Origin of the sequence: Gilliamella sp. ESL0250, assembly GCF_013345045.1 — a bacterium.
GTDB lineage: Bacteria > Pseudomonadota > Gammaproteobacteria > Enterobacterales > Orbaceae > Gilliamella > Gilliamella apicola_H.
In genome coordinates, this window is the sequence record NZ_JAAEDV010000004.1 from 133,111 (window position 1) to 155,154 (window position 22,044).

21 protein-coding genes are annotated in these 22,044 nt (G+C 35.5%); 1 reads left to right on the forward strand and 20 read right to left on the reverse strand.

Annotation, left to right across the window (positions count from 1 at the left end; all coding sequences use genetic code 11):
- Nucleotides 1-81: 81 nt before the first annotated feature.
- From GYY69_RS05035 to accD, 6 genes are all read right to left on the reverse strand, one after another.
- Nucleotides 82-2,751, reverse strand: coding sequence for an inverse autotransporter beta domain-containing protein (locus GYY69_RS05035; RefSeq protein WP_174796691.1), 2,670 nt, complete (start codon nucleotides 2,749-2,751; stop codon nucleotides 82-84).
- A 413-nt stretch (nucleotides 2,752-3,164) separates the two neighbouring features.
- Nucleotides 3,165-4,682 (reverse strand): amidophosphoribosyltransferase, encoded by a 1,518-nt coding sequence (gene purF, locus GYY69_RS05040; RefSeq protein ID WP_174796692.1) that lies wholly within the window; start codon nucleotides 4,680-4,682, stop codon nucleotides 3,165-3,167.
- 18 nt (nucleotides 4,683-4,700) lie between these two features.
- Nucleotides 4,701-5,186 (reverse strand): CvpA family protein, encoded by a 486-nt coding sequence (locus tag GYY69_RS05045; protein WP_174796750.1) that lies wholly within the window; start codon nucleotides 5,184-5,186, stop codon nucleotides 4,701-4,703.
- Nucleotides 5,187-5,258: 72 nt separating this feature from the next.
- A complete protein-coding gene (locus tag GYY69_RS05050) occupies nucleotides 5,259-5,837 on the reverse strand; it encodes an SPOR domain-containing protein (RefSeq protein ID WP_174796693.1) in 579 nt (192 codons plus the stop codon).
- A gap of 12 nt (nucleotides 5,838-5,849) precedes the next feature.
- Nucleotides 5,850-7,121, reverse strand: coding sequence for a bifunctional tetrahydrofolate synthase/dihydrofolate synthase (gene folC / locus GYY69_RS05055; protein WP_174796694.1), 1,272 nt, complete (start codon nucleotides 7,119-7,121; stop codon nucleotides 5,850-5,852).
- Nucleotides 7,122-7,127: 6 nt separating this feature from the next.
- On the reverse strand, nucleotides 7,128-8,018 hold the full coding sequence (gene accD, locus GYY69_RS05060; protein ID WP_065639050.1) for an acetyl-CoA carboxylase, carboxyltransferase subunit beta: 891 nt from the start codon (nucleotides 8,016-8,018) through the stop codon (nucleotides 7,128-7,130).
- 1,262 nt (nucleotides 8,019-9,280) lie between these two features.
- Between accD and tmaR the strand changes: the two genes are divergently transcribed.
- The gene (gene tmaR, locus GYY69_RS05065) at nucleotides 9,281-9,601 is read left to right on the forward strand and encodes a PTS system regulator TmaR (protein ID WP_065639049.1); all 321 of its coding nucleotides are present in this window, start codon (nucleotides 9,281-9,283) and stop codon (nucleotides 9,599-9,601) included.
- Nucleotides 9,602-9,659: 58 nt separating this feature from the next.
- On the opposite strand, the gene yciH is transcribed toward tmaR, so the two are convergent.
- The 14 genes from yciH to casB all read right to left on the reverse strand — a co-directional run bounded on the left by yciH (nucleotide 9,660) and on the right by casB (nucleotide 22,039).
- Nucleotides 9,660-9,983: a stress response translation initiation inhibitor YciH gene (gene yciH, locus GYY69_RS05070; protein WP_174796751.1), complete on the reverse strand. Its 324-nt coding sequence runs from the start codon at nucleotides 9,981-9,983 to the stop codon at nucleotides 9,660-9,662.
- Nucleotides 9,984-9,987: 4 nt separating this feature from the next.
- Nucleotides 9,988-10,698 carry an orotidine-5'-phosphate decarboxylase gene (gene pyrF / locus GYY69_RS05075; RefSeq protein WP_174796695.1) on the reverse strand — a complete coding sequence of 237 codons (711 nt, stop codon included), beginning with the start codon at nucleotides 10,696-10,698 and terminating at the stop codon, nucleotides 9,988-9,990.
- A gap of 30 nt (nucleotides 10,699-10,728) precedes the next feature.
- Complete coding sequence (locus tag GYY69_RS05080) at nucleotides 10,729-11,904, reverse strand: GDSL-type esterase/lipase family protein (RefSeq protein ID WP_174796696.1); 1,176 nt, start codon at nucleotides 11,902-11,904, stop codon at nucleotides 10,729-10,731.
- Nucleotides 11,897-13,192, reverse strand: coding sequence for an SGNH/GDSL hydrolase family protein (locus GYY69_RS05085; protein ID WP_174796697.1), 1,296 nt, complete (start codon nucleotides 13,190-13,192; stop codon nucleotides 11,897-11,899). The genes GYY69_RS05080 and GYY69_RS05085 overlap by 8 nt, the downstream gene beginning before the upstream one ends.
- A gap of 12 nt (nucleotides 13,193-13,204) precedes the next feature.
- On the reverse strand, nucleotides 13,205-14,605 hold the full coding sequence (locus GYY69_RS05090; protein WP_174796698.1) for an MBOAT family O-acyltransferase: 1,401 nt from the start codon (nucleotides 14,603-14,605) through the stop codon (nucleotides 13,205-13,207).
- Nucleotides 14,606-14,672: 67 nt separating this feature from the next.
- Nucleotides 14,673-15,668 carry a DNA polymerase III subunit delta' gene (gene holB / locus GYY69_RS05095; protein WP_174796699.1) on the reverse strand — a complete coding sequence of 332 codons (996 nt, stop codon included), beginning with the start codon at nucleotides 15,666-15,668 and terminating at the stop codon, nucleotides 14,673-14,675.
- The gene (tmk, locus tag GYY69_RS05100; protein WP_174796700.1) at nucleotides 15,665-16,306 is read right to left on the reverse strand and encodes a dTMP kinase; all 642 of its coding nucleotides are present in this window, start codon (nucleotides 16,304-16,306) and stop codon (nucleotides 15,665-15,667) included. Before tmk ends, holB begins: the two co-directional genes overlap by 4 nt.
- 636 nt (nucleotides 16,307-16,942) lie before the next feature.
- Nucleotides 16,943-17,242, reverse strand: coding sequence for a hypothetical protein (locus GYY69_RS05105; RefSeq protein WP_174796701.1), 300 nt, complete (start codon nucleotides 17,240-17,242; stop codon nucleotides 16,943-16,945).
- 454 nt (nucleotides 17,243-17,696) lie between these two features.
- Nucleotides 17,697-17,990, reverse strand: coding sequence for a type I-E CRISPR-associated endoribonuclease Cas2e (gene cas2e / locus GYY69_RS05110; protein WP_160430689.1), 294 nt, complete (start codon nucleotides 17,988-17,990; stop codon nucleotides 17,697-17,699).
- Between the two features lie 2 nt (nucleotides 17,991-17,992).
- The gene (gene cas1e / locus GYY69_RS05115) at nucleotides 17,993-18,910 is read right to left on the reverse strand and encodes a type I-E CRISPR-associated endonuclease Cas1e (RefSeq protein ID WP_085246887.1); all 918 of its coding nucleotides are present in this window, start codon (nucleotides 18,908-18,910) and stop codon (nucleotides 17,993-17,995) included.
- Nucleotides 18,911-18,920: 10 nt separating this feature from the next.
- Nucleotides 18,921-19,595 carry a type I-E CRISPR-associated protein Cas6/Cse3/CasE gene (gene cas6e, locus GYY69_RS05120; RefSeq protein WP_174796702.1) on the reverse strand — a complete coding sequence of 225 codons (675 nt, stop codon included), beginning with the start codon at nucleotides 19,593-19,595 and terminating at the stop codon, nucleotides 18,921-18,923.
- Nucleotides 19,596-20,339, reverse strand: coding sequence for a type I-E CRISPR-associated protein Cas5/CasD (cas5e, locus tag GYY69_RS05125; RefSeq protein WP_174796703.1), 744 nt, complete (start codon nucleotides 20,337-20,339; stop codon nucleotides 19,596-19,598). It lies immediately after the preceding gene.
- 12 nt (nucleotides 20,340-20,351) lie between these two features.
- Nucleotides 20,352-21,416, reverse strand: coding sequence for a type I-E CRISPR-associated protein Cas7/Cse4/CasC (cas7e, locus tag GYY69_RS05130; protein ID WP_174796704.1), 1,065 nt, complete (start codon nucleotides 21,414-21,416; stop codon nucleotides 20,352-20,354).
- Between the two features lie 5 nt (nucleotides 21,417-21,421).
- On the reverse strand, nucleotides 21,422-22,039 hold the full coding sequence (casB, locus tag GYY69_RS05135; protein ID WP_174796705.1) for a type I-E CRISPR-associated protein Cse2/CasB: 618 nt from the start codon (nucleotides 22,037-22,039) through the stop codon (nucleotides 21,422-21,424).
- Nucleotides 22,040-22,044 lie beyond the last annotated feature (5 nt).

The window sequence follows — 22,044 nt, forward strand, 5'->3', positions numbered from 1 at the left end:
TGTTGTATTTATATAAATACACCATTACTTGGTGTTCCCTTTTTGATTACTGACGTAAGCCGATAATCTAAATCTTTATTATTATAAAACTGTAACTTGTAATTTAAATCCTTGATCCCCAGCGCACGCAGAAATAGAGGCTGACTGTGGTGTTAAATCTAAATAGCCTGGCGCACCTGCAACAGCTGGAATGCTAGTTCCTAATGTAGCGTAACTTGTACTATTTGTTTGTATTCTATAAGGAACATCCATTCCCATAGCAACATTAAACCACGGCCCTGTAGGTTTGTTAGAAACATCATTTGGTAATGATGTCACTGAACTAGGGCAGGCTATTTCATTTGAACCGACCAATGACCAAATCACAAAAGGATTAACAATTGGATCTCCGCCTGCGGTAAACGCTTTAACATGATATTCATTACCCACTCGCCACTCGTTTGGACCCGATGGAGAAAATTGAAGTATAGACCCTGAGCTGCTGGCGATTTTTATTCCATCAGCATTCCACACTTCAATACTACCGGCTCTACCACCTGAAAAATCGACGGAAGCTTTATTAAATGACGAACCAAAACCATACTGATCTAGCGAAATTGAGAAATCAACCATTCCTTCAACATTTGAAGCAACATCTAATGCATAACTATCACCAATCACATCTAAACCAGCGGCAGTTGAAGCATGAGATGATACTTTTTGACCTTTTACAATTTTTTCAAATGATTTCACAATGACACAAGGTTCTTGTCTTGGACATTCATTTATACTACCTGAAGTACCATCAATTAAAGCAATTTTTTCACCATTACTAGTTGCAGTCCACAGCCCAACAAATTCGTCAAATGTTTCAGGTATACGGCTCATTAGTTCATCATCACTAAAACCATCTACATCTTGAAATGAATTGATTGTGCCATTGTTCACCTTGGGTTTAACGAGGGTTGCTAATACTGTCAAACTACTTGAACCATCTGCAGTTTGCGTCGCCAAAGTTGTTTTGTTACCCAAACTATCAACTGCCCATACCCCAATTTTACGCATTGCTGGATCTGGCACTACTTCAAAACTAATAGAGTTGGATGTTGCAGATTTATTGCGACTATCTGTAACGGATACCGATAAAGAATATTTACCATTTGTACTCGCAGGACGACGCTGACCATTTTCATCAATATAACTAGGCGCAACAATTTTCCAGTTATTTGTGTCAACTGGTGGATTCAACCAAGAAGAAGCAGAACAAATCCCAGTTGTCGCACATAAGAAACCACCACCAGCATCAATTTCTAGCATATCGCCAGACCATGCTATACTTGATAAGTTCTTAGCGTTATGAACACTGATACTTAATGGATAAGTTTGCCCTTCAATTAACTGAGTTTGTTCAAGACCCAAATCGACCGACATTTTCTTTTCTTTATATTCAAGAACGATATAGTTATTACGATCAACTAAATCATAACGGCTACCCTTCAAAGAACGCGCAGATTGAACCATATCTGGATCCAACTGGTCTTTCAACGGTGTACCTATACGATAGTTCATTGTTAACTCAGCTTTAGTTGCTTTTTGATTATCTTGACCTCGTTTATGTTCGGCTTTAATAGTGAAAAGTGGAACTGGCGTATAATCGAGACCTACCGTCACTGCTCTTGGATCTTTTTGTAGATTGTCTTTACCAAATAAAGCGACTTTATCACCAAAGTATTGTTCATACATAAGTGAACCACCTAAATGTGGATATTGTGGTAAATAACCTTGGAATCGAATATCAAAACCTCTTGCCGCACGTTCTAAGTAATCATCAAAATCTTTGGAATCTTTCCAGTCTGATAAAGGATGATAATAGTTAGCCGCAAACTTCATATAATCACTCCACGCTTCGGCACCAATACCTAAACGGTTATGCGAACGTTGGAAATCATGGTCAAAAAACACGTTATAACCCAGTAACCATTTGTTATCAGCCACATCCCAACGCTGACCAATACCAAAGTTACCTATTCGACGATTATGTTCATACTCTTGAAATGATATTTGACTAAATATTAACGTATCTTCAGTGTCATACCATGGGCTAAATAACTTCAAGTTAACGTTATTAAATTCGCCTTTATCACTTAAATCAAATTGTAATTGAGCAGTACCAAAACGACCTAAAAAATCTTGAACAGCGTTACGAGCAGGATCAACAATTTGGCTTTTAACGCTGTTACGTACATAACTTTCTGCGTAATCTTTACCTCTGTTTTTCAGTTGTCCAGATAAACCACCATTATCTGACGATGTTAATTGCTTCCAGTCCTGACTAGCTAAGGTCTGCAATGTTGAAGCAACTTGACTTGCAAGTGCATCTTTGTCTTTTTTCACATCATAATTATCGTCTGAACCTAACTTAGGTAAATTCGCATACTTGTCATCTTTTATTTTTATTGCAGGCAATAAAGGGGAATTTTCCGGCAAGACTAAACGCTCACCAACATCAACAACATCTTTTTTATCAAAACGCCCCGCGTTCATTGTGCGCAATTCTGAAATAGAGATACTACTTAAAAGTGCAATTTGATAAAGGCTACGCTGTTGATTGTTAATCATCTCGCGAGCTTTTGAGCCATCTTTTAATTCAATTATCTTATTACTATCTACAGGACCTTGCGATACCTGAGCATCAGCAGCAAAAGCAGATTGCCATCCTAGTGTAGCAATTACTAATGCAGAGATAATTGTTAAATTAAGATTCTTTCTCATCTTAACATTCCTTATATTTCACCGACAAAGCGCATCACATATAATGTCTTGTTAATACCTATTTGTCTTTATTAAATATCAACGTGATTATTTATTTTTATACAATTAATCTTTTCGGACAACTTTTTCTTTAAATTTCTTTACAAAGTTTTTTTCAACTTTTGTGATTTTATTACAAAAAAGTCATAAATCAAAATATTTTATTATAATTTTTTGACATTTTTTTATTGTTTTATTATTTATTATTAAAAATCAAATTTTTAATTCGTAGTGATTAATGTTAATTTTTAGTCAATTAGGTAAATATTACAGATAATAAACTGGCAACATGATTTAAATGAATAAAAATGACATATACATGACATTGCGTGTCTTTATATAATATTTTTGTCATTTACAATAATTATTGTCGTTTATTGCTCTTCATTGTAAAGCTCTAGGTTTTCTGACTCTTTACAAGTTGGAGATCTTTTGTTGTCACTTCTCTTTTGCTCTAATAATGATAAATAGCTATTATCAATCCCTTCAGTAACATATTTGCCATCAAAAACAGAACATTCTAAATGATGTATGTTTGGATTTTGCGCTGTGATTGAATAAACCAAATCAGATAAGTCTTGAAAAATAAGCTTATCAGCGCCAATATCTTTAGCGATTTCATCAACCGTTCGGTTATAAGCAATAAGTTCACTGGCAACAGGCATATCGATCCCATAAACATTTGGATGTCTAATTTCTGGAGCTGCAGACGCTAAATAGACTTTTTTGGCACCAACTGAACGTACCATGTCAAGAATCTCTTTTGAGGTTGTACCTCGTACAATGGAATCATCAACTAATAAGACATTTTTACCTTCAAATTCAATACGGTTAGCATTGAGTTTTCTTCTTACTGACAATTTCCGTGCTCTTTGCCCCGGCATGATAAACGTGCGGCCAACATAGCGATTTTTAACAAATCCTTGCCGATAAGGTTTATTTAAAATACGGGCAATTTCAAGCGCAGCATCACATGATGTTTCAGGAATAGGAATGACAACATCAATATCAATATCTTTCCACTCTTTTGCTATTTTTTGCCCCAGTTTTTGCCCCATTAAAATTCGTGATTGATAAACCGATACGCCATTCATCAATGAATCTGGTCTTGCAAAATAAACATACTCAAAAATACATGGGTAATATTGCGGATTATCTGAACACTGCTGAGAATATAATTGTCCTTCTTGAGTAATATAAATTGCTTCGCCCGGCTGGACATCACGCATAAACTCAAAATCAAGAATATCTAAAGCTACGCTTTCAGATGCAACCATATACTCAATTTTCTGATTATCAAGCACCCTTTTACCTATGACTAACGGACGAATTCCATAAGGGTCACGAAAGGCGACAAGACCATGCCCAATAATCATTGCTACACAAGCATATGCGCCTTTAATGATGTTATGAACATTATGTATGGCAGTAAAAATATTATCAGCAGTTAATGGATAGTCGGGGAACTTATCAAGTTCATGGGCAAATATATTGAGTAATACCTCTGAGTCGGAATTTGTATTAATATGGCGCCTTGCAAGTTCAAATACTTTATTACGTAGCTCATCTGTATTGGTTAGATTTCCATTATGAGCAAGCGCAATACCATAAGGTGAATTGACATAAAAGGGTTGTGCTTCGGATGGGCTAGAGCTACCGGCTGTTGGATAACGAATATGTCCTATCCCCAAATGACCTTGCAACCGTTGCATATGATGTTCTTGAAACACATCTTTGACCAAACCATTCGCCTTGCGTAAACGAAAGCGATTTTGATTATCAATAGTTACGATTCCTGCTGCATCTTGCCCTCGATGTTGCAAAACAGTCAACGCATCATAAATAGATTGATTAACAGCACTACATCCTACAATACCCACAACACCACACATACTATGGTTACCTCAAATTTACCGGACTAAAAACGAAGAAGACTGTTGTATAAAATCGAAAAACCAACGAATGATAAAATGAAAATGTGGAATTAGCTGTGATTGATTCCAATACGATGATTGAGATAACGGCGTAAAGGTATCAACCAAAAAAAGGACTGCCGCCACAACTAAAATTCCACGTAGCACGCCAAAACAGACACCTAATACACGATCAGTACCTGATAATCCTGTTTTTTGGATTAATTGACCAATAATATAAGACACAATTGCACAAACTAATAATGTAGCAACAAAAAGAATAACAATCGCAACAGCAATGCGTATCACATCGCTATCAAAATAAGTTAAATAATCAGTAATATAGATATAAAATCGGCTGGAAATAGAAAAAGCTAAAATCCAGCTAATGAGTGATAATGCTTCTCGCACAAAACCTCGTACGATGCTAATTAATGCAGAAAAAGCAATCACACCAATAATAGTAAAATCAACCCAATTCATCATAATAACTCATAATTTTATATTAAAAATGTTTTATTTTAATTATTGTTTGCAACACAAATAGAACAGCGATTAATTAGCAACAATAATACCTTGCAATTTTGTTAGGTTATTTAAGTTAATAATGACTTGTTCTGCTTGCTCTTTTTTAGCATAAGGACCAACCTGTAACTTAATTAACTGATTAGGTTCTGGATTTTGAGGTAGAGTTCTAACGCTATAATTATTTAACCTTAACAACGCAACTAACTCTTCTATTTTTTGCTTATTTTTTAATGCGGTAAGCTGAATCATATAAGGTTTAGTTTCTTGTTGTGATGTTGCAGGTTTTATTGTTGTTGAGGTATCAACATCATCATCAATGTCAGCTAAAACTAATGTATTTGCATTTTGCTCTGAATCAGGTATGTAAGGAACTTCAGATACATTATTGGTCTCGTCATCAACAACATTGAATGGTGCTTCGTTCTGATTTTGTTGAGTCACACTGTCAGCCTGAAAAATAGGCGTTGTTGAAGTGCGCAAGTTGGATTTGTCCGTTATTATCCATGGAGCAATTGCTGCGATAATAAGCAATAATGTAGCAAAACCTACCAGCCGATTTCTTACTCTATTTTGTTTTTTTGAATTAATTTGTTGATTGTTCGCCATGATTAATTTCGCTTAACGCTCAATTTCAGCTAAAACATCAGATACAGTATGAAATGAGCCACATACCACAATAATATCTTCTTCTTTAGCCTCTTGTATTGCCTTTTGATAAGCTTTAGATACTGTATCAAATGTTGATACATCAAGCTCACCTTTATTTAACAAGTGTTGTTTTAACAACTCGGCACGACAACCTCGCTCACCATAAAGAGAAGCACAATACCACTTGTCACCTTTTAAAATGGATAAAGTACTTTTAATATCTTTATCCTTAAGCATACCAACAACAAATCTAACTTTACCAACATTTAAATATTCGGCTTTTAGTTTTTCTAATTGTTGAGTTAAATAAACTGCTGCGTGTGGATTATGTGCTACATCGAGGATCACAAGTGGTGATCTTTGAATAATTTGAAAACGGCCTGTTAAATTAGATTTTGCCAACCCTTTAGTTATTTCGTCTTGTGTTATTTTAAGTGATGAATAACTTAAGGCGGCAATTGCAGTTGCAGCATTCGCTAAAGGAACATTGGTAATAGGTAAGCGGTTATATTGTTTTATTGGCGATTTAAACGACCATGAATCTTTGTTAACTTGTTGATAATACCAGTCACAATTTACCACATAAAGCGGGATTTTGACTGAGTTAGCCACATTTAAAATGGATTTGGGCATTTCTGGTTCACCAACAATAGCAATACTTTTAGTTTTAAAAATACCTGCTTTTTCACGCCCGATGCTCTCACGAGTATCACCTAAATAATCAACATGATCGATACCAATAGTTGTCACGATAGCAATGTCGGCATCAACAATATTGGTTGCATCAAGCCGCCCGCCAAGACCAACTTCTAATATCACAACATCTAATTTTGTTTGTTTAAATTGATAAAGCGCAGCAAGGGTTGCATATTCGAAATAAGTCAGTGATATATCACCTCTGGCCTTTTCTATTTCGACAAAGGCTTTGACTGTCTCTTGTTCACTTGATTCTTGATTGTTAATGCGTACTCGTTCAGTAAAACGTAATAAATGAGGAGAACTATAAACACCAACTTGTAAGTTTGCCTCAAGCAATATCATTTCAAGTGTTCGGCAAGTTGTTCCTTTACCATTGGTGCCAGCAACAGTAAAAACATATGGTGCTGGTTGTAATAAATTAAGATGCTGAGCTACCGTCCTTACGCGTTCTAAGCCTAAGTCGATGGTTGTGGGATGTAATTGCTCTAAATAACAAAGCCATGTCTTTAGATCTGACATGGCATTCGGCTGTTTGTTTTGCATACTCAATCAAACTGTCTCGTTAAGAGCAACATCATTAAAAGGATCCGGTAGTTTCATTAATTTTGTGATTAAACTTGCAATTTTAGGCCGCATATCTTTACGATGAATAATCATATCTATTGCACCTTTTTCAAGTAAAAACTCACTACGTTGAAACCCTTCTGGTAATATTTCACGAACAGTTTGTTGAATCACTCGCGGCCCAGCAAAACCGATTAGCGCTTTAGGTTCAGCTATATTAATATCCCCCAGCATTGCCAAACTTGCTGATACCCCTCCCATTGTAGGATCGGTCATTACTGAAATATAAGGTAAACCTTCATCTTGCATTTTAGCAAGAATAGCACTGGTTTTTGCCATTTGCATTAATGAAAATAGCGCTTCTTGCATGCGCGCCCCACCACTTGTTGAAAAACAAATTAAAGGGCATTTATCTGCAATGGCTTGCTCTGCAGCACGAGTGAATAATGCACCAACAACAGAAGACATTGATCCACCAATAAACGCAAACTCAAAACAAGCTACCACGACAGGAACGCCAAACAGTGTTCCCTTCATTACAACCATCGCTTCTTTTTCATGAGTCTCTTTTTGTGCGGCAGTTAAACGATCTTTATATTTTTTAGTATCTTTAAATTTTAAGATATCTTTAGGCATAAGATCGGTACCGATTTCGACATCCGAACCCTCGTCTAAAAAACGATATAAACGCACACGGGCAGGAATATGCATATGGTGATCGCATTTTGGACAAACTTCCAAATTAAGATCAAGTTCAGCTTGATAAATGACTTGTTCACAGTTACTACATTTAGTCCAAACACCGCCTGGAATATTCGCCTTTTTATGATCCGACGATATATTATTTTTACTAAGAATTTTTTCAATCCAGCTCATTATGAATCTCTCATTCTGGCACTCTTTACAAATTTGCGGCTATTGTACAATACTTTGCACTAATTCTTAATAGTTGTTTTTATTTTTATCTTATTTTGTAAATCAATTTTGCAGAGGAAGTAATATTTAAATAAAAAATTTGAAGATAATCTCTGCTTTTAAGACCAAATTTAAAACAACTCATGCACAACATAGCTGATACGTAAATATCATCTGTAGCAAATCGCTTTATGCAGTTTAATCGTATTATAAAAGTGAATAAATCGATTAAATTTTTGTTTTCTATCTTTAGAATCTTCAAATATTTACTGATTATGCCACATCGCCATGAAAGGAGGTGTTTTTCTGCTTTTCCATTCATTTAAAGGCAAACTGATTGCGTGAATGTTTGATTGATATACTGGTTATCACTCAATTTAATAAATACCGTGTAGCCTCAATTAATCGCGAAACGGTATAGAATCCTGAATATTTTTTACAAAAATATAACCTGAAAATTGAACATCACATCTTCACTCAATTACCTATCTCTTTCAGATTTTCCATTGAATTAAGGGCAAACGGTTTCATAAATATTTAATTGATACGCAGGTTATTACTCGATTTAATAAATACCGTGCAACCTCAATTAATCGCGAAACGGTATAGAATCCTGAATATTTTTTACAAAAATATAACCTAAAAATTGAACATCACATCTTCACTCAATTACCTATCTCTTTCAGCTTTTCCATTCATTTAAGGGCAAACGGTTTCATGAATATTTGATTGATACGCAGGTTATTACTCGATTTAATAAATACCGTGCAGCCTCAATTAGTCGCGAAACGGTATAGAATCCTGAATATTTTTTACAAAAATCTAAAAAGAGAATATTTAACTTACTGTCTTAATTTATTTGCAGACATGTAATACCATAATTGACAGTTTTATAACGTTCTTTCTTACTAGATAAGGAAATGAACAGCTTCAATTGACCTTTCTTTGGCATATTATAAATAGTCAGATGAATAACCATAAAGCGTTTTGCCAAATTATGCACGGTGATTTTTCTTTATGACGTAAGCGACATATCGCTTATCTGTGAGAAAGCGTTGTTTTGTTTTTTATGTGTATCCATTATCGTAGTTTCTCAAATTACAACAATGCGAGCAATTTCTACATATCATCTATGTTTAAAATATAATTAATATGACCTACAAAAATTATTAGTATATAATTGGTGAAAGTTTATTTTCCATTTTTGAGATAAGGGGTTATAGATGGACAAGGAAAAAGCAAGCGCATCATCATTTCAAGATGTATTAGAATATATTCGTCTATCACGTCGTTTAAATAAATTAAAGCGTGAAATATCGGATAATGAGAAAAAAATTCGTGATAACCAAAAACGCGTACTCTTACTTGAAAACTTAAGTGAATATATTAAACCAGATATGACTTACGAAGAGCTTCAAGCGATTATTGCGAATATGAAAAGTGATTATGATGATCGTGTTGATGATTATATTATCAAAAACGCGGAAATATCTAAAGAGCGCCGCGAAATTAGCAAAAAAATGCGTAGCTATCGATCTAATTAACATTGATTATTTTATAAATAGCGTCCATTTTATTATGGCCGCTATTTTTATAACTAAATCATCCACCAGCTAGTTTTACTTTAAACCCTTTACCTTCTAGCAATGACTTTAATAAATCGCGTTTATCACCTTGAATTTCAATATTGCCATCTTTAAGCGAACCACCACAACCACAGCGTTTTTTTAATTCTGCGGCTAATTGTGATAATTGGGCATCATCAATATCGAATCCCGTAATAACACATACGCCTTTGCCCTTACGACCTGATGTTTGCCGTTGAATTCGAATAATACCATCCCCTTTAGGACGCGAGATGACCGGTTCAGTAGGTTTAATTCGTCCTTTATCGGTTGAATAAACAAGTGGATTACCAGACATAATTTAATTAACTCTTACTTGGTTCAAGTGTTGCTAAAATTGTTTGTAACGCGTTAGCCGGATCTTGTGCTTGCGTAATCGGGCGTCCAATCACTAAATAATCAGAACCGGCTGCCTGAGCTCGCTGAGGCGTCATAATACGACGTTGGTCATCTGGATTGGTACCTGCTGGTCTTATACCTGGTGTGACCAATTTAAAATCACCGCCTAAACGTGTTCTAAAACTTTGTACTTCTTTAGCTGAACATACCACACCGTCAAGCCCACAGTTTTTAGCAAGTATTGCCAATCTTGTCGCTTGTTCTAAAGGCGATACATTGATACCAATGTCTTGAAGATCGGTTGATTCCATACTGGTTAATACTGTCACAGCGATCAAAATTGGCGCATCTTTACCGTACGAATAAAGCGCATCTTTAGCTGCTGTCATCATTCGCGAACCACCGCTAGCATGAACATTTGTCATCCAAACACCAAGGTCAGCTGCTGCGGCAACTGCTTTTGCGACAGTATTTGGAATATCATGAAATTTAAGATCTAAAAAAACATCAAAACCTTTTTGCATAATCTGTTTAATAAAATCAGGCCCTGCATGCGTAAAAAGCTCTTTACCGATTTTAAGACGGCAATCTTTTGGATCAACTTTATCAATAAAATTCCATGCTGATTTAACATCCGCAAAATCAACTGCAACAATAATTGGTGATGATGATGACATAACTCATTTATTCCTTTTAATCAAAATTTGTTAGCTATTTTTTCTAATAAATTCATTTAAATCAGCATAAAAAATGCGAGCACTTTCTTTGTAGCCTTTTAAAGTTTGGTGCACTAAATCAGGACGAGCCAATCCTCGTTGTCGCCACTGTTTAATGGAAAACTTACCCCCCATCGCAACTTGCCAATCCCAAAATAATGTTTTTTCGGATTTGGCAACTTGTTTTTGAATATTCATTATTTTTGCAAAAGACTTTGGCATATTTTTTTCATTTGCCATAGTGTCAGGTGGCGTCATTATTAAAATGGCCGCATTAGGTAAATTTTTACGAATCAACCTGATATTACTCACTAAATTTTTTCGGTATTGATTGGCGTCTAATGTTTCATCAAAACTTTCATTTGTCCCATATTCTAAAATTACTAAATCACTTTGTGATACAGCAAGTTCTTTAAACCAATCCTTCCCCCACTTTTGCCAAATCGTTTGTTTAGCACCATTAGTAGCAATAGATGAAACAATAACGCCGGATTGTTGATTGCGCGTTAACCAAATTCCACCCAGCTCCACATCTTTTTGACCTTTTATAACTAAAGGCATTTTAGTCACAACCGATGCAGTTTGCCAAACATTTGGGGTTGGCGTATAGCTTAAATTAATTTTTTTATCATTTATATCATAAAGCGCTAGCGATCTTGAGTTGTTTTTAAGTGTCTTGAAAGTTAATTTAATTTGCCAATCTTTATTATTCGATCCTCTTGGAACAATTTGAATAGTAGCCGAATCTTTACTGGGTTTTGCAATAAAGCCGCCCATAGGAAAGTCTAGGTTACTTAACGTTCGGCTACTTAGCACATCCCAATTTCTAGATTTCCATGTAACAACCGCATGACTTTGTCCTTTTATAGCGACAGGCGTTATCCAACCAATACCGGCGTTACCATATTTTTGTTGCATTAATGTTCTAAATTCACCAGTAAAGAAATCGGCTGCCGAATGCGAATCACCAAATTGTGTAATATTGACGACTTGATTTGTTTTTTTGTTATCGGCTAGCGATTTTAAACGCGTAGCGAATTTTTTAGCGTTAGGATCACCAAAATCAATAATAGTAGATACTGTGGTCGTTTTACTTTCCGCCACACTGCACCCAACCGTAATCGCTATCGCAATTACGGCTGTAATATATTTTAAAAATCTAATCATTATGGGTATCCTCTAATTCTTTATAAATTATTTTTTCCATAATAGCCTTTGCCAAAATTTTTTGGCCTATTGACGTAAAATGGACCCCATCATCAACCCTTACTTTAATTTTTGCTTTATCGGTTTCTATAAAATTACTAAATTTTTCGTATGTACAACCCAGTAATTCATTTGTTGTTAAAAAATGTTGTTGAACTTTTTCTAGCTCCGACTCATACAAATTATTTAGGTAAACCATCCCATTGTTTAATTTTGGTTTTCGCATACAAGGTGCTGCAAGCCAAAGTACTTGAACATCATGTTCAATGGCGCTATTTAAAATAGACTCAATACGTAAACGATAATGTTCTTCCCATAATTCGGATTTAAATTTAGCATATTTGACATAGCCTTTAACTGGAAAATCCCAAGGATCATTAGCGCCAAGAAAAACAACAAGCAATTTGATTGAAGGATCAGCAATTAGATTATCATTAATTGTTTTTGGCCAATCAAAAGCGCTTGGATAAGCAAGTCCTGTGCTCTGTTTGCTTAAGTCAAGGCTTTCTATTTTATATTGCTTAAAAAGCATTTTTTTAACATATGGTGCAACGCCTTGCATTAAAGAATCACCAGCAAAGAACACTTTATCATTACTTGTTAATACAATCGGTAACGGCTCATGGGGTAGTTCAATATCCCCTTGTATTTTTTTAGGTTCATCTTGTAATGCTAGCTCGGCTTTGGGCTTATTGTGATCGACGAAATCAGAATAATTTTTTAAATCAGGGCCCATCAAGCTATTTTCAGTATCGACTTTTTGATCGCTTTTTACTTCGGCAGTATTTTTATTTTGTTTTATATCTTCAAGCTCAGTGACGGCTAATTTAGATGTTTTATTTTCGGTGACAGGCAACACAGCATCAAACGGCCTAGTAAACGGGATTGATGTGTGTGTTGATGCATATTTTTGCTCGTCACTTTTGCTGTCTTCAAGCTCTTGTATTGAAGTTTCTTGAATCGCTAACGTGTCACTATTAAACAAATCGGTATGATACACTTGCTCGCCATAAATCAATATTGATTTGTAATAAATCGCTATTAATGCAATGGCGGTAACAAACAATATCACCAATATATAACGAGCAGATAAAGGTTTACTTGCAAGAATAGGAGAAGTACTTACTTTGTTAGTTTTTTTATGATCTTTTTTAAGCGTATTTTTATTTAGCGATTTATGACGTTGTCGCTTCAAATTCGATTTGGATTTTCTATTATTTTTTGAACACGATTTTTTATATATCATCATAATTAAGCGTTATTAAAAATTAGCATAAATAAAGTTTGGCATACCTGATGGTGCAATATAAATAACTAACCACAAAATTAAAATAAAGACCATTGGTAAATAACAATGCGGTATTTTTGTTAGCTGTATAATAAACCACTCAGGAAAATTTTTACACATTGGATAGGCAAAGTAGATGAAACAAATAACCAAAAATGCCCCCGCATAGTGCGGTTCTATCAGAAAGTTATGCATTAATGCAGTCAAATAATCAACTGCATCAGACAAACTTTCACAATTAAAAAATAGCCATGTAAAACAAATATAATGCCATGTTAATAATCGTGCAACCAGTGGCGAGCGTGCTGTTACCCAGCCTTGTCCAAAATAACGATCGCCGATATTAAGTGCCACTATACCAATACCATGACAGCCCCCCCAGATAATAAAATTAATACCAGCACCATGCCATAATCCTGATAGCAACATAGCTAACATGACATTAATCTGAGTTCGTATAAACCCACGACGATTTCCACCGAGAGGAATATAAATATAGTCGCGAATCCAACGTGATAAGCTAATATGCCAGCGAGCCCAAAAATCTCTTAAATTCAATGCCAAGTAAGGAAAATTAAAGTTAATTGGCAAGCGAAATCCTAACAATAACGCAATACCTGTAACTAAATCAGTATATCCCGAAAAATTTAAATAAATTTGCATTGCATAAGCATAAAGCCCCACTAACAAATCGATCACACTAAATTCTAACGGATTGGCAAATATTGGATTAACCCAGTGTTCACTAATAAGTCCGCCTAGACAATAAACCTTAATCACAGCCAAGATAAGCAACGTAAAGGCACGAATTGGTTCTAAAATTTCACGGGGCTGGGTTATGTTAATTTGCGGCAAAAAGTCTTTAGCACGGTTAATTGGGCCGGCAATTACACTTGGGAAAAAAGACAAAAATAAGGCAAAATCCCAAAATTTAGCAACGGGTAGCTCTTTCTTTTTTACCGAAACTAAGTAACTTACTGAATGGAAAGTATAAAAGGAGATGCCGATAGGTATTAATACAGTTATAACTGGTAATAAAATAGGCAAATTGAAGAAGTTAAGCAGATCTTGCAACTCATAACGAAAGAAATCAAAATATTTAAATAATGCAAGATTAACGATTGATACACATAACCCCAAAAATAGCCATCGCTTTGCATGCCGATCCGATGCTGCAATCATCACTGAAAATAAATAGATCGCACAAGTATAGATAAATAGGATAAGTGCAAATTGCCAGCTATAACTACCAACAATGAGATAACTTGATACTAAAAGCAAGAGATTTTGTATTTTGGGCGATCGGTAACATCCCCAATACAAGGCAAAGAAAGCGATAAAGAGTAAACCAAATTCAATAGATAAATAACTCACTACGATCCTTTTTTACTTAAACGTATGGTTTCCTGAAACTTCTTTACAAAACCCTTTATAAAAAGACTTAGCTTTTTACTTCGCTAATTAATTCGGATTGAGCAAGTACATTATAAATAATAAGTTCCTTATTCAATCCAGTAATCGTTAACAACTGATTTCTTGCTTGCAACCATAGATGATAAAGCGCAGAAATCTTTTCATTACTTTTAGTCGCAAGTAGCCGAATTAATGGGACTTGATCACGATTCACAATAAAACGCCCAACTTTTTGCTTCGCTTTCAGCGCATCGCTTAACAAGGCACAAAACCAAACAATTCGTTCAATAAAGTCTTCATTATCAAAAGTTTTAGCTAGCTGCCAATAATTATTTTGTGGTACCAGTTCTAATAGCTGATCACAAAATGCTTTTCGTTGTTGCCACTTTTCTGGTGCTAATAATGCAGCCGCTTTTAGTGGCGCATTTTCGCTCAATAATAACGCCGAAGCAAGTTCATTATCGCTGTATTGCTGATTTTGTTCGCTTTTTAGCCATTCAATAGACTGATCTAATTTAGGAACTGGTAAAAAATAAGAAAAACAACGGCTATGGATCGTTGGTAACAATTGGCTGTTATGCTCATCACTTAAAATAAAATAGGTGTTTTCGGGCGGTTCTTCTAACGTTTTTAATAATGCATTGGCGGCAGCTTCGGTCATTAAAGCTGCCCGTTTTATCCAAATGACTTTATTGCCACCTTGCTGGGATTTTTCGTAAACCTTGCTTGATATATTACGTATTTGATCAATACCTATTGACTGTTTACCTTGTTCATTGGTTATCACATAATAATCGGGATGGTGGTGAGACAAAAACAGTTGACAACTATGGCATTTTAAGCACGGTTCCAATTGCAGTGAAGATTGACATAATAAACGGTTTACAAGCGTTGAAACAAACTCATCTTCACCACTGCCTTGAACATAATGTATTAATAAGGCATGATGAGCCCGTTTATGCATAATGCCAGTAGCTAATTGCTGATAAGGTAAGGAAAGCCAAGGATAGTCATTTAAGATCATGCAATATTACCCTGTTTTGTTAACCATATTGTTAAAATTTGTTCAATTTGCTTAGTCACATTGTCGATTGGTTTTCCGGCATCAACAGTAATAATTGTTTTATCTTGCTTGGCAAGTTCTAAATAGCGTTGACGAATTCGTTTAAAAAATGGCAATGATTGTTGCTCAATGCGATCAAGCTCACCTCGAGATCTTGCTCGCATTAAACCAATTTCAGGTTCGATATCCAAATATAAGGTAAGATCAGGTTTAAAATGACCTAATACTTGCTCCTTTAATGTCGTAATAAAGACTTTATCTAACTGTCGCCCACCACCTTGATAAGCTTGCGTGGATAAGTCATGGCGATCGCCAATCACCCATTTACCTGCTTTAAGTGCAGGTTTAATCACATTATTAATCAACTGAATGCGTGCAGCATATAACATTAACAATTCGGCTTTATCTGTCAAAGGCTCGTTATCTAAACCATTTTTAATAATATTACGTAATGCTTCAGCTATCGGCGTTCCACCTGGCTCACGTGTAAATTGCAAATCACCAATATCGTGTTGATTCAAAATGCGAGCAACAGTATTAATAGCCGTTGTTTTACCCGCCCCTTCAAGCCCTTCGATGACAATAAATTTGCCTGTCATACTAAATTCCTAATCTATTTATGATACGCCAGTGTTAAATACCGCGCTATTGTACGCTATTTTTGTCCATTATTTTAGCCTGCTATTATTAATACATACTTTCAGTTTTACAAAATAAATAAAAATTACCAATAAATGCCAAAGCACAAGTCACAACAAAAAACATGCCGTTAGACTATTATTTTATTATTTTCATAATAAAGATTTTATTAAATAAATAATACAGTTATTACCAAATTTTAGATGTTTAATGAAGTAACTAATAAAATCACCTAATAAAACCATTGATTGATTGATTTATTTTTTATGTGTAACAGACTTATATATGCCAGTAAAAAATATGATAGATAGATAGATGGGTAGATAAATAAAATATATATTTAATAGCCTAATTAATTATATAGAAGTTAGTTTATCCTTGTGTATACAAAGAACACATCATAAAGAAAAAAGAAAAATGATTGTAAACTTGATTATGCGAGGTTATTTTCTGCAAGATATTTTTCATCATCTAAAACGTAATGAAAAATTTGAAACATCGTTGTTTAATTTTTATAAATTAATCAGAAGTGGACGCTATCCGCTAATAGATAGCGCATTGAAGACAAAAAAAGAAGAAAGTAAAACAAACAAACTTTAATCTATACCATGGTTCAATTTATTAACTATCCAGACCCTCAGTTTTTTCCCCTTTGATCTAGATGAAAAAACCCAATATCCTTTGTATTCCGCTGGAACAGTGACTGATATAAAATATCGTTGAGATGCGGGAATATCGTTATGTAACAATACATCCTGATTGCAATCGAATTCAATATCTGAGTTTAATTTGTTAATAATCCAATTCGCTAGTGTTAAGTTGTTCTTTTTTGCTTCTTTGCTCCACTTCGACTTTGTTTTAAAAGTAACAGCAAATTTAACGATAGTAGTTTTCATAAAAAGCTCCCTATATTAAAAAAAGTAACTATTGATAAATAAATAGTTAATTTCTCGTATACATGTTATATAGAAAATTAGTTTCTACCGAATATGATAGTTTCAAAATATTGTTCAACAGTATTACGATCATTACTTGATAATGATTTAAAAAATTCCAGTTTATCCCTGTGTATACAGGGAACACATGCTCTTTTGGTTTACCTAAATCAATCGACCCGGTTTATCCCTGTGTATACAGGGAACACAAAATCCAGTGTCTGCATACGCACCTACCGGGCGGTTTATCCCTGTGTATACAGGGAACACAATTACACGCCAACAATGCCTGAAAACGCCCGCGGTTTATCCCTGTGTATACAGGGAACACTCTAAACATAGCTATTTGTTTTATTTATAATTATATCGACTGATAAATTCCACCAAATTTTTTAAATTTTTAAAGAACTTTAACCTATTGATTTTTAACAGGTAAAAAAGAGACCAACCGTAGTCCATCTAGATCTACCGGAACTCTTCTATTTGTACCATAAGTTTGGAAGTCAAATCCGGATTCGGTATTCGTTGCCCAAGCAAGTACTACATTGCCTTCTTCTGCTAATTCCATTATCTGTTGCCATACCATTTCTCTAATTGGTCTGGAGATATCACCAATGTAAACTCCTGCTCTAACTTCTAGCAACCAAATAGCTAAACGCCCCCTTAGTCTGGGCGGTACATTTTCGGTCACAACCACACACATACTCATAATTAGTGACTCCTAAAGCCACTATCGGCAAGCGATTTAGGTTCAGGGATAGCTGGAGGCTGAACATCATCAGGTGGTAATGGCGGTTCAATTCCTCCGGCTGATAAGACATCTTCAATCAATGGGATTAATTTAGCTAATGTTTTTTGACTTCTAAAAATTTCACGGCATGCAATACGTACTTCGCGATCAGGATCAGGGATTTTTTTAGCGGCTATTTCAAATGCTTTGGGTACAACCGTATCAAATTTAATAATATCTGCTATGTCATAAACAAAAGAGAGTGGCTTTCCGCTATGCACAAAACCAATCGCTGGCGCATAGCCGGCAGCCAAAACCGCAGCTTCAGTGATACCATATAAGCAAGATGTTGCGGCACTAATGCACTGATTGACTTTATCGCCTTTTTCCCAATCTTTAGGATCATACTTTCGACCATGCCATTTCACATGATAGCGTTTAGCTAATAATGAATAGGTTTCGCGTACACGTGCTCCTTCTATACCTCGGAGCTGATCAACCGAACGTCTAGTTGGTGCTGGCTCGCCAAAACGTAGTTCAAACATCCTTTTGACGACTTTTAAACGTAAATCATCATCTAACGCTAATTTTGCTTGATAAAGTAGTTTATCCGATCTCGCTCCGCCGGGCTGTCCAGATGAATACATTCGAACACCGGCTTCACCAACCCAAACAAGCAATGTTCCTACCGTTGCCGCTAATTTGACAGCAGCATGAGAGATCCTTGTGCCAGGTTCGAGCATAATACAAGCAATAGAACCAACGGGAATATGGGTTCTAACGCCTGTTTTATCAATTAATACAAATGCACCATCTAACACATCAATTTGTCCATATTGTAAAAATATCATTGATGTTCTATTTTTGAGAGGGATGGGATTAAGCGGAACATATACCATGTTATGTTCCCTATTGATGCCGTTTAATCAAGAATAATCCACAACCAAACCCTTTACTTTTACCAATTCCTTGATAGAGCGTATCTAAAAACAGTTCAGGATGAGTAACCGTTAAAACGCCTTGAAAATCAACACTACTAAAAGTAATAGGTTTAGCATCTACTTTCTTTTTAAATCGATGTTGATAATAACCAATAATATTACATTTAGGTTGCTTCCCTGTATTTTGCATAAGTGAAAATCCTCTTTTTTCACCTTGATTAACTAACCAATTTAATGCGGCTTGATTCTGTAAACCGTTTATCTCTATTGCCGAGGATAGTCCTTGCTGTTTTGCCAAAAATTTGGCATTCATCATCACATCACTGCGTTTACCATTTTTAAAAATAATAGGATTAGCGCGCAGTGAAAACATTAAATTCATACCGATGGTTAATTGTGGTGCATAGGGTTTTGTTTCAACAATAAATAATTGATGATCTTTTATCGGTGCAACTTCAGATAGCAGATAGTAGTATCTACTTTGTCTTGTTGCTTCTTCTCGAAACAAAAATGTCCGTTTTTCTTGATGAGGAAAAAGTTGCCATAACCATTGATGAATCGCATATTGACCAGCATACTGCATCTTTTGCTGCATGACATAAGGGAGGCGATCTAGTTTTAGGGTAACTCGAGAAAAATACATCTATTCGCTCCTTTTTAAATATCCTGAATATTGCAGGCGTGGTTCAAAATACCAATGATTACGGTTTATTGGTTGATCTTGCCGGCGCTGAATTTTTATTATTTCAAAATCGGCATCTTGATCTTTATGTTCCCAATAATATTCATCAGCAACACTGTTTAACAAATCGCTAATGACAGGATCGCGTTGATGATATTGTTGATAATGTTTATCAGCAAAAATAAATGCATCACAAAGCGTTCCTTCATAGAGAACAGGGGATAAAGGCAGTGCCAATGGCGAGTTTTTTCTACCTACATATAATGGAAAAACTGGCGTTAATAATGCTTGTTGTATTTGCTGCACATTATAGGGAGCACCTTTGGTTTCTGTCATCACAATTTGATAATAAATGTCGTTATAATATTCACGCTGTGAAAGTAGGGTTTCTAACTCATTAGGATTGCGACGAATTTCATCAAAACGGGTATATAATAACTGCTTTTTATTTGCTCTGGGGGCTTGGACGGTTTGAAAATCTCTAAACCAACTGCTGTTTGCTTTAAATGGGCGTATCGCAAAATTATAGTGTTGATTAAACGTATCGACTTTATTATCTTCACGCCGAATACCTAATGCCGCCGCCACTAGCCCTAATAAAGCCGAGCGAGAAGGAATATCATTACTATGGCGAACCTCGCCAATAGCATGCTCTCCCCACGATGTCAATGGTGCATAAATCTGGAAGATAAGATGTTTTATCATCTCGACGGCTCCTTATTTTTGGGCAACAAAATCTAATGCAGCGGTTAAGGTTCCTTTTCCTGTTTCAGTATTGAGTACGTAGCGACTATCGGCACATTGACCATATACCTTATCAAATTTATCAAGCTGTTGTTCTAAACGCGCAATCGCATCATTAACCATATCGTCGCTACGAATTGGATTAAAATAAGCAACAGCTAACGAGCGTGGTTGTTGAACCCCTTTTTCAATCAATAAGTAAGAGGTATAAGCCCGTGATGCAAAACTATTTTGCATACCGGTTGGTGCTACTTTAGCCGCAGCTTCGGTTAAGGCTTTTAATGTTTTTTCAACCAATGCCTCATCGCCATTTAGGTTTTCTAACAATAACTCACGACTAATACAGATGTAAGTATAAAACAGGGCTGAAGCAAAACCACGCTCATTTAAATGTGCTGAGCCGGCATCTTCCTCATTATTATTTAAATCATCCACTGCGGTAAAAAAGTCATATTCAATAGTAACGGTACTAACCCCTAAAGCATGAGATACTTGGCAAGCAGCTTCAACATTAAATGCAGGACTATCAGCTAACATTCGTCCAAACAAAGCAATATCAATGCAGCTATTTTCTTTACGGAGTAATTTCACCTCGGCATCGGTCGGCTCACGATTTTCATTAATTAACACGTCTACTAATTGATCAATGGCTTGTTTTTCATTGCTATTAATATGCACCAATTGTTCAATCTCCAAATTATCCAATGGATCTTTGGGGGATTTTTCATTTTTTACTTTGCCAAATTGTGCAGCAATTTTAATGGCGCTCGCTTTCGCAATTTTTTCCGAAATGCCTTGATCAAGCATATTTTTATAAACCCAATCTCGCGCAAATCGACGCGAACGCACGCCTAGATTGTCACTTAATGATTGATAAAAGTAATCCGAAGTTCGCCATGCTCTTTTTAAACTTTGCGATGAGATACGTAATCGGTCACTATTGCCCATTTTTGCAGTTTTTGGTCGACCAAGTTCATCACGGTTCAAATTAGATGGCGCATAAGCAGTCAATAAGTGTAATTGAATAAATGTTGTCATTGTCGTTATTCCTTAGGTAATTTATTAGTCGAATAGTAATCCATCGCCCAACGAACAGAAAGGCGTTCAAACGGATTGATAGTTGGAGATAAATTTTGTAGTCGATTATGCCACTCTCGCACCCACAAAAAAATTCCATCAGCAAGTGAAAAAAGGTTGACTCCCTGTTCACCACGTAATTTGGCAGCACGAATTAATCGTCGACAAAACTCTTCAGGTGTTTCACTGGTTTGCAATTGCTCAAAACGTAAAGGAGACATAATATTACGCTGTCCGCCTTTTGCCTTTTCGCTTAATTGTGCAGCAAATGGGGCTTTCTCATTATTAGCACTCGCAAAAGCAGCAACCGCAACAAATATTGCTAATGCCTGCTGATGAACAGGGGTTGGGATTAATCTGTGAGTATCGTTAAATAGTACGTTGGCTAAACAAAAATACCCTTCATGTAACATAACCCCAAAAGGTAATGTCGCTCGACGTAGTTCAGCTCGTAATTTTCGCCCATTATAAGTCCCGCCATAAAAAGGATATGATCTTTGTTGCAGCATTGAAAACCATTCATTAATACATTTTTTGTGGCTTTCATTTAATATAATTGTCTTTTTAATAAGATTGTTTGACATACTGT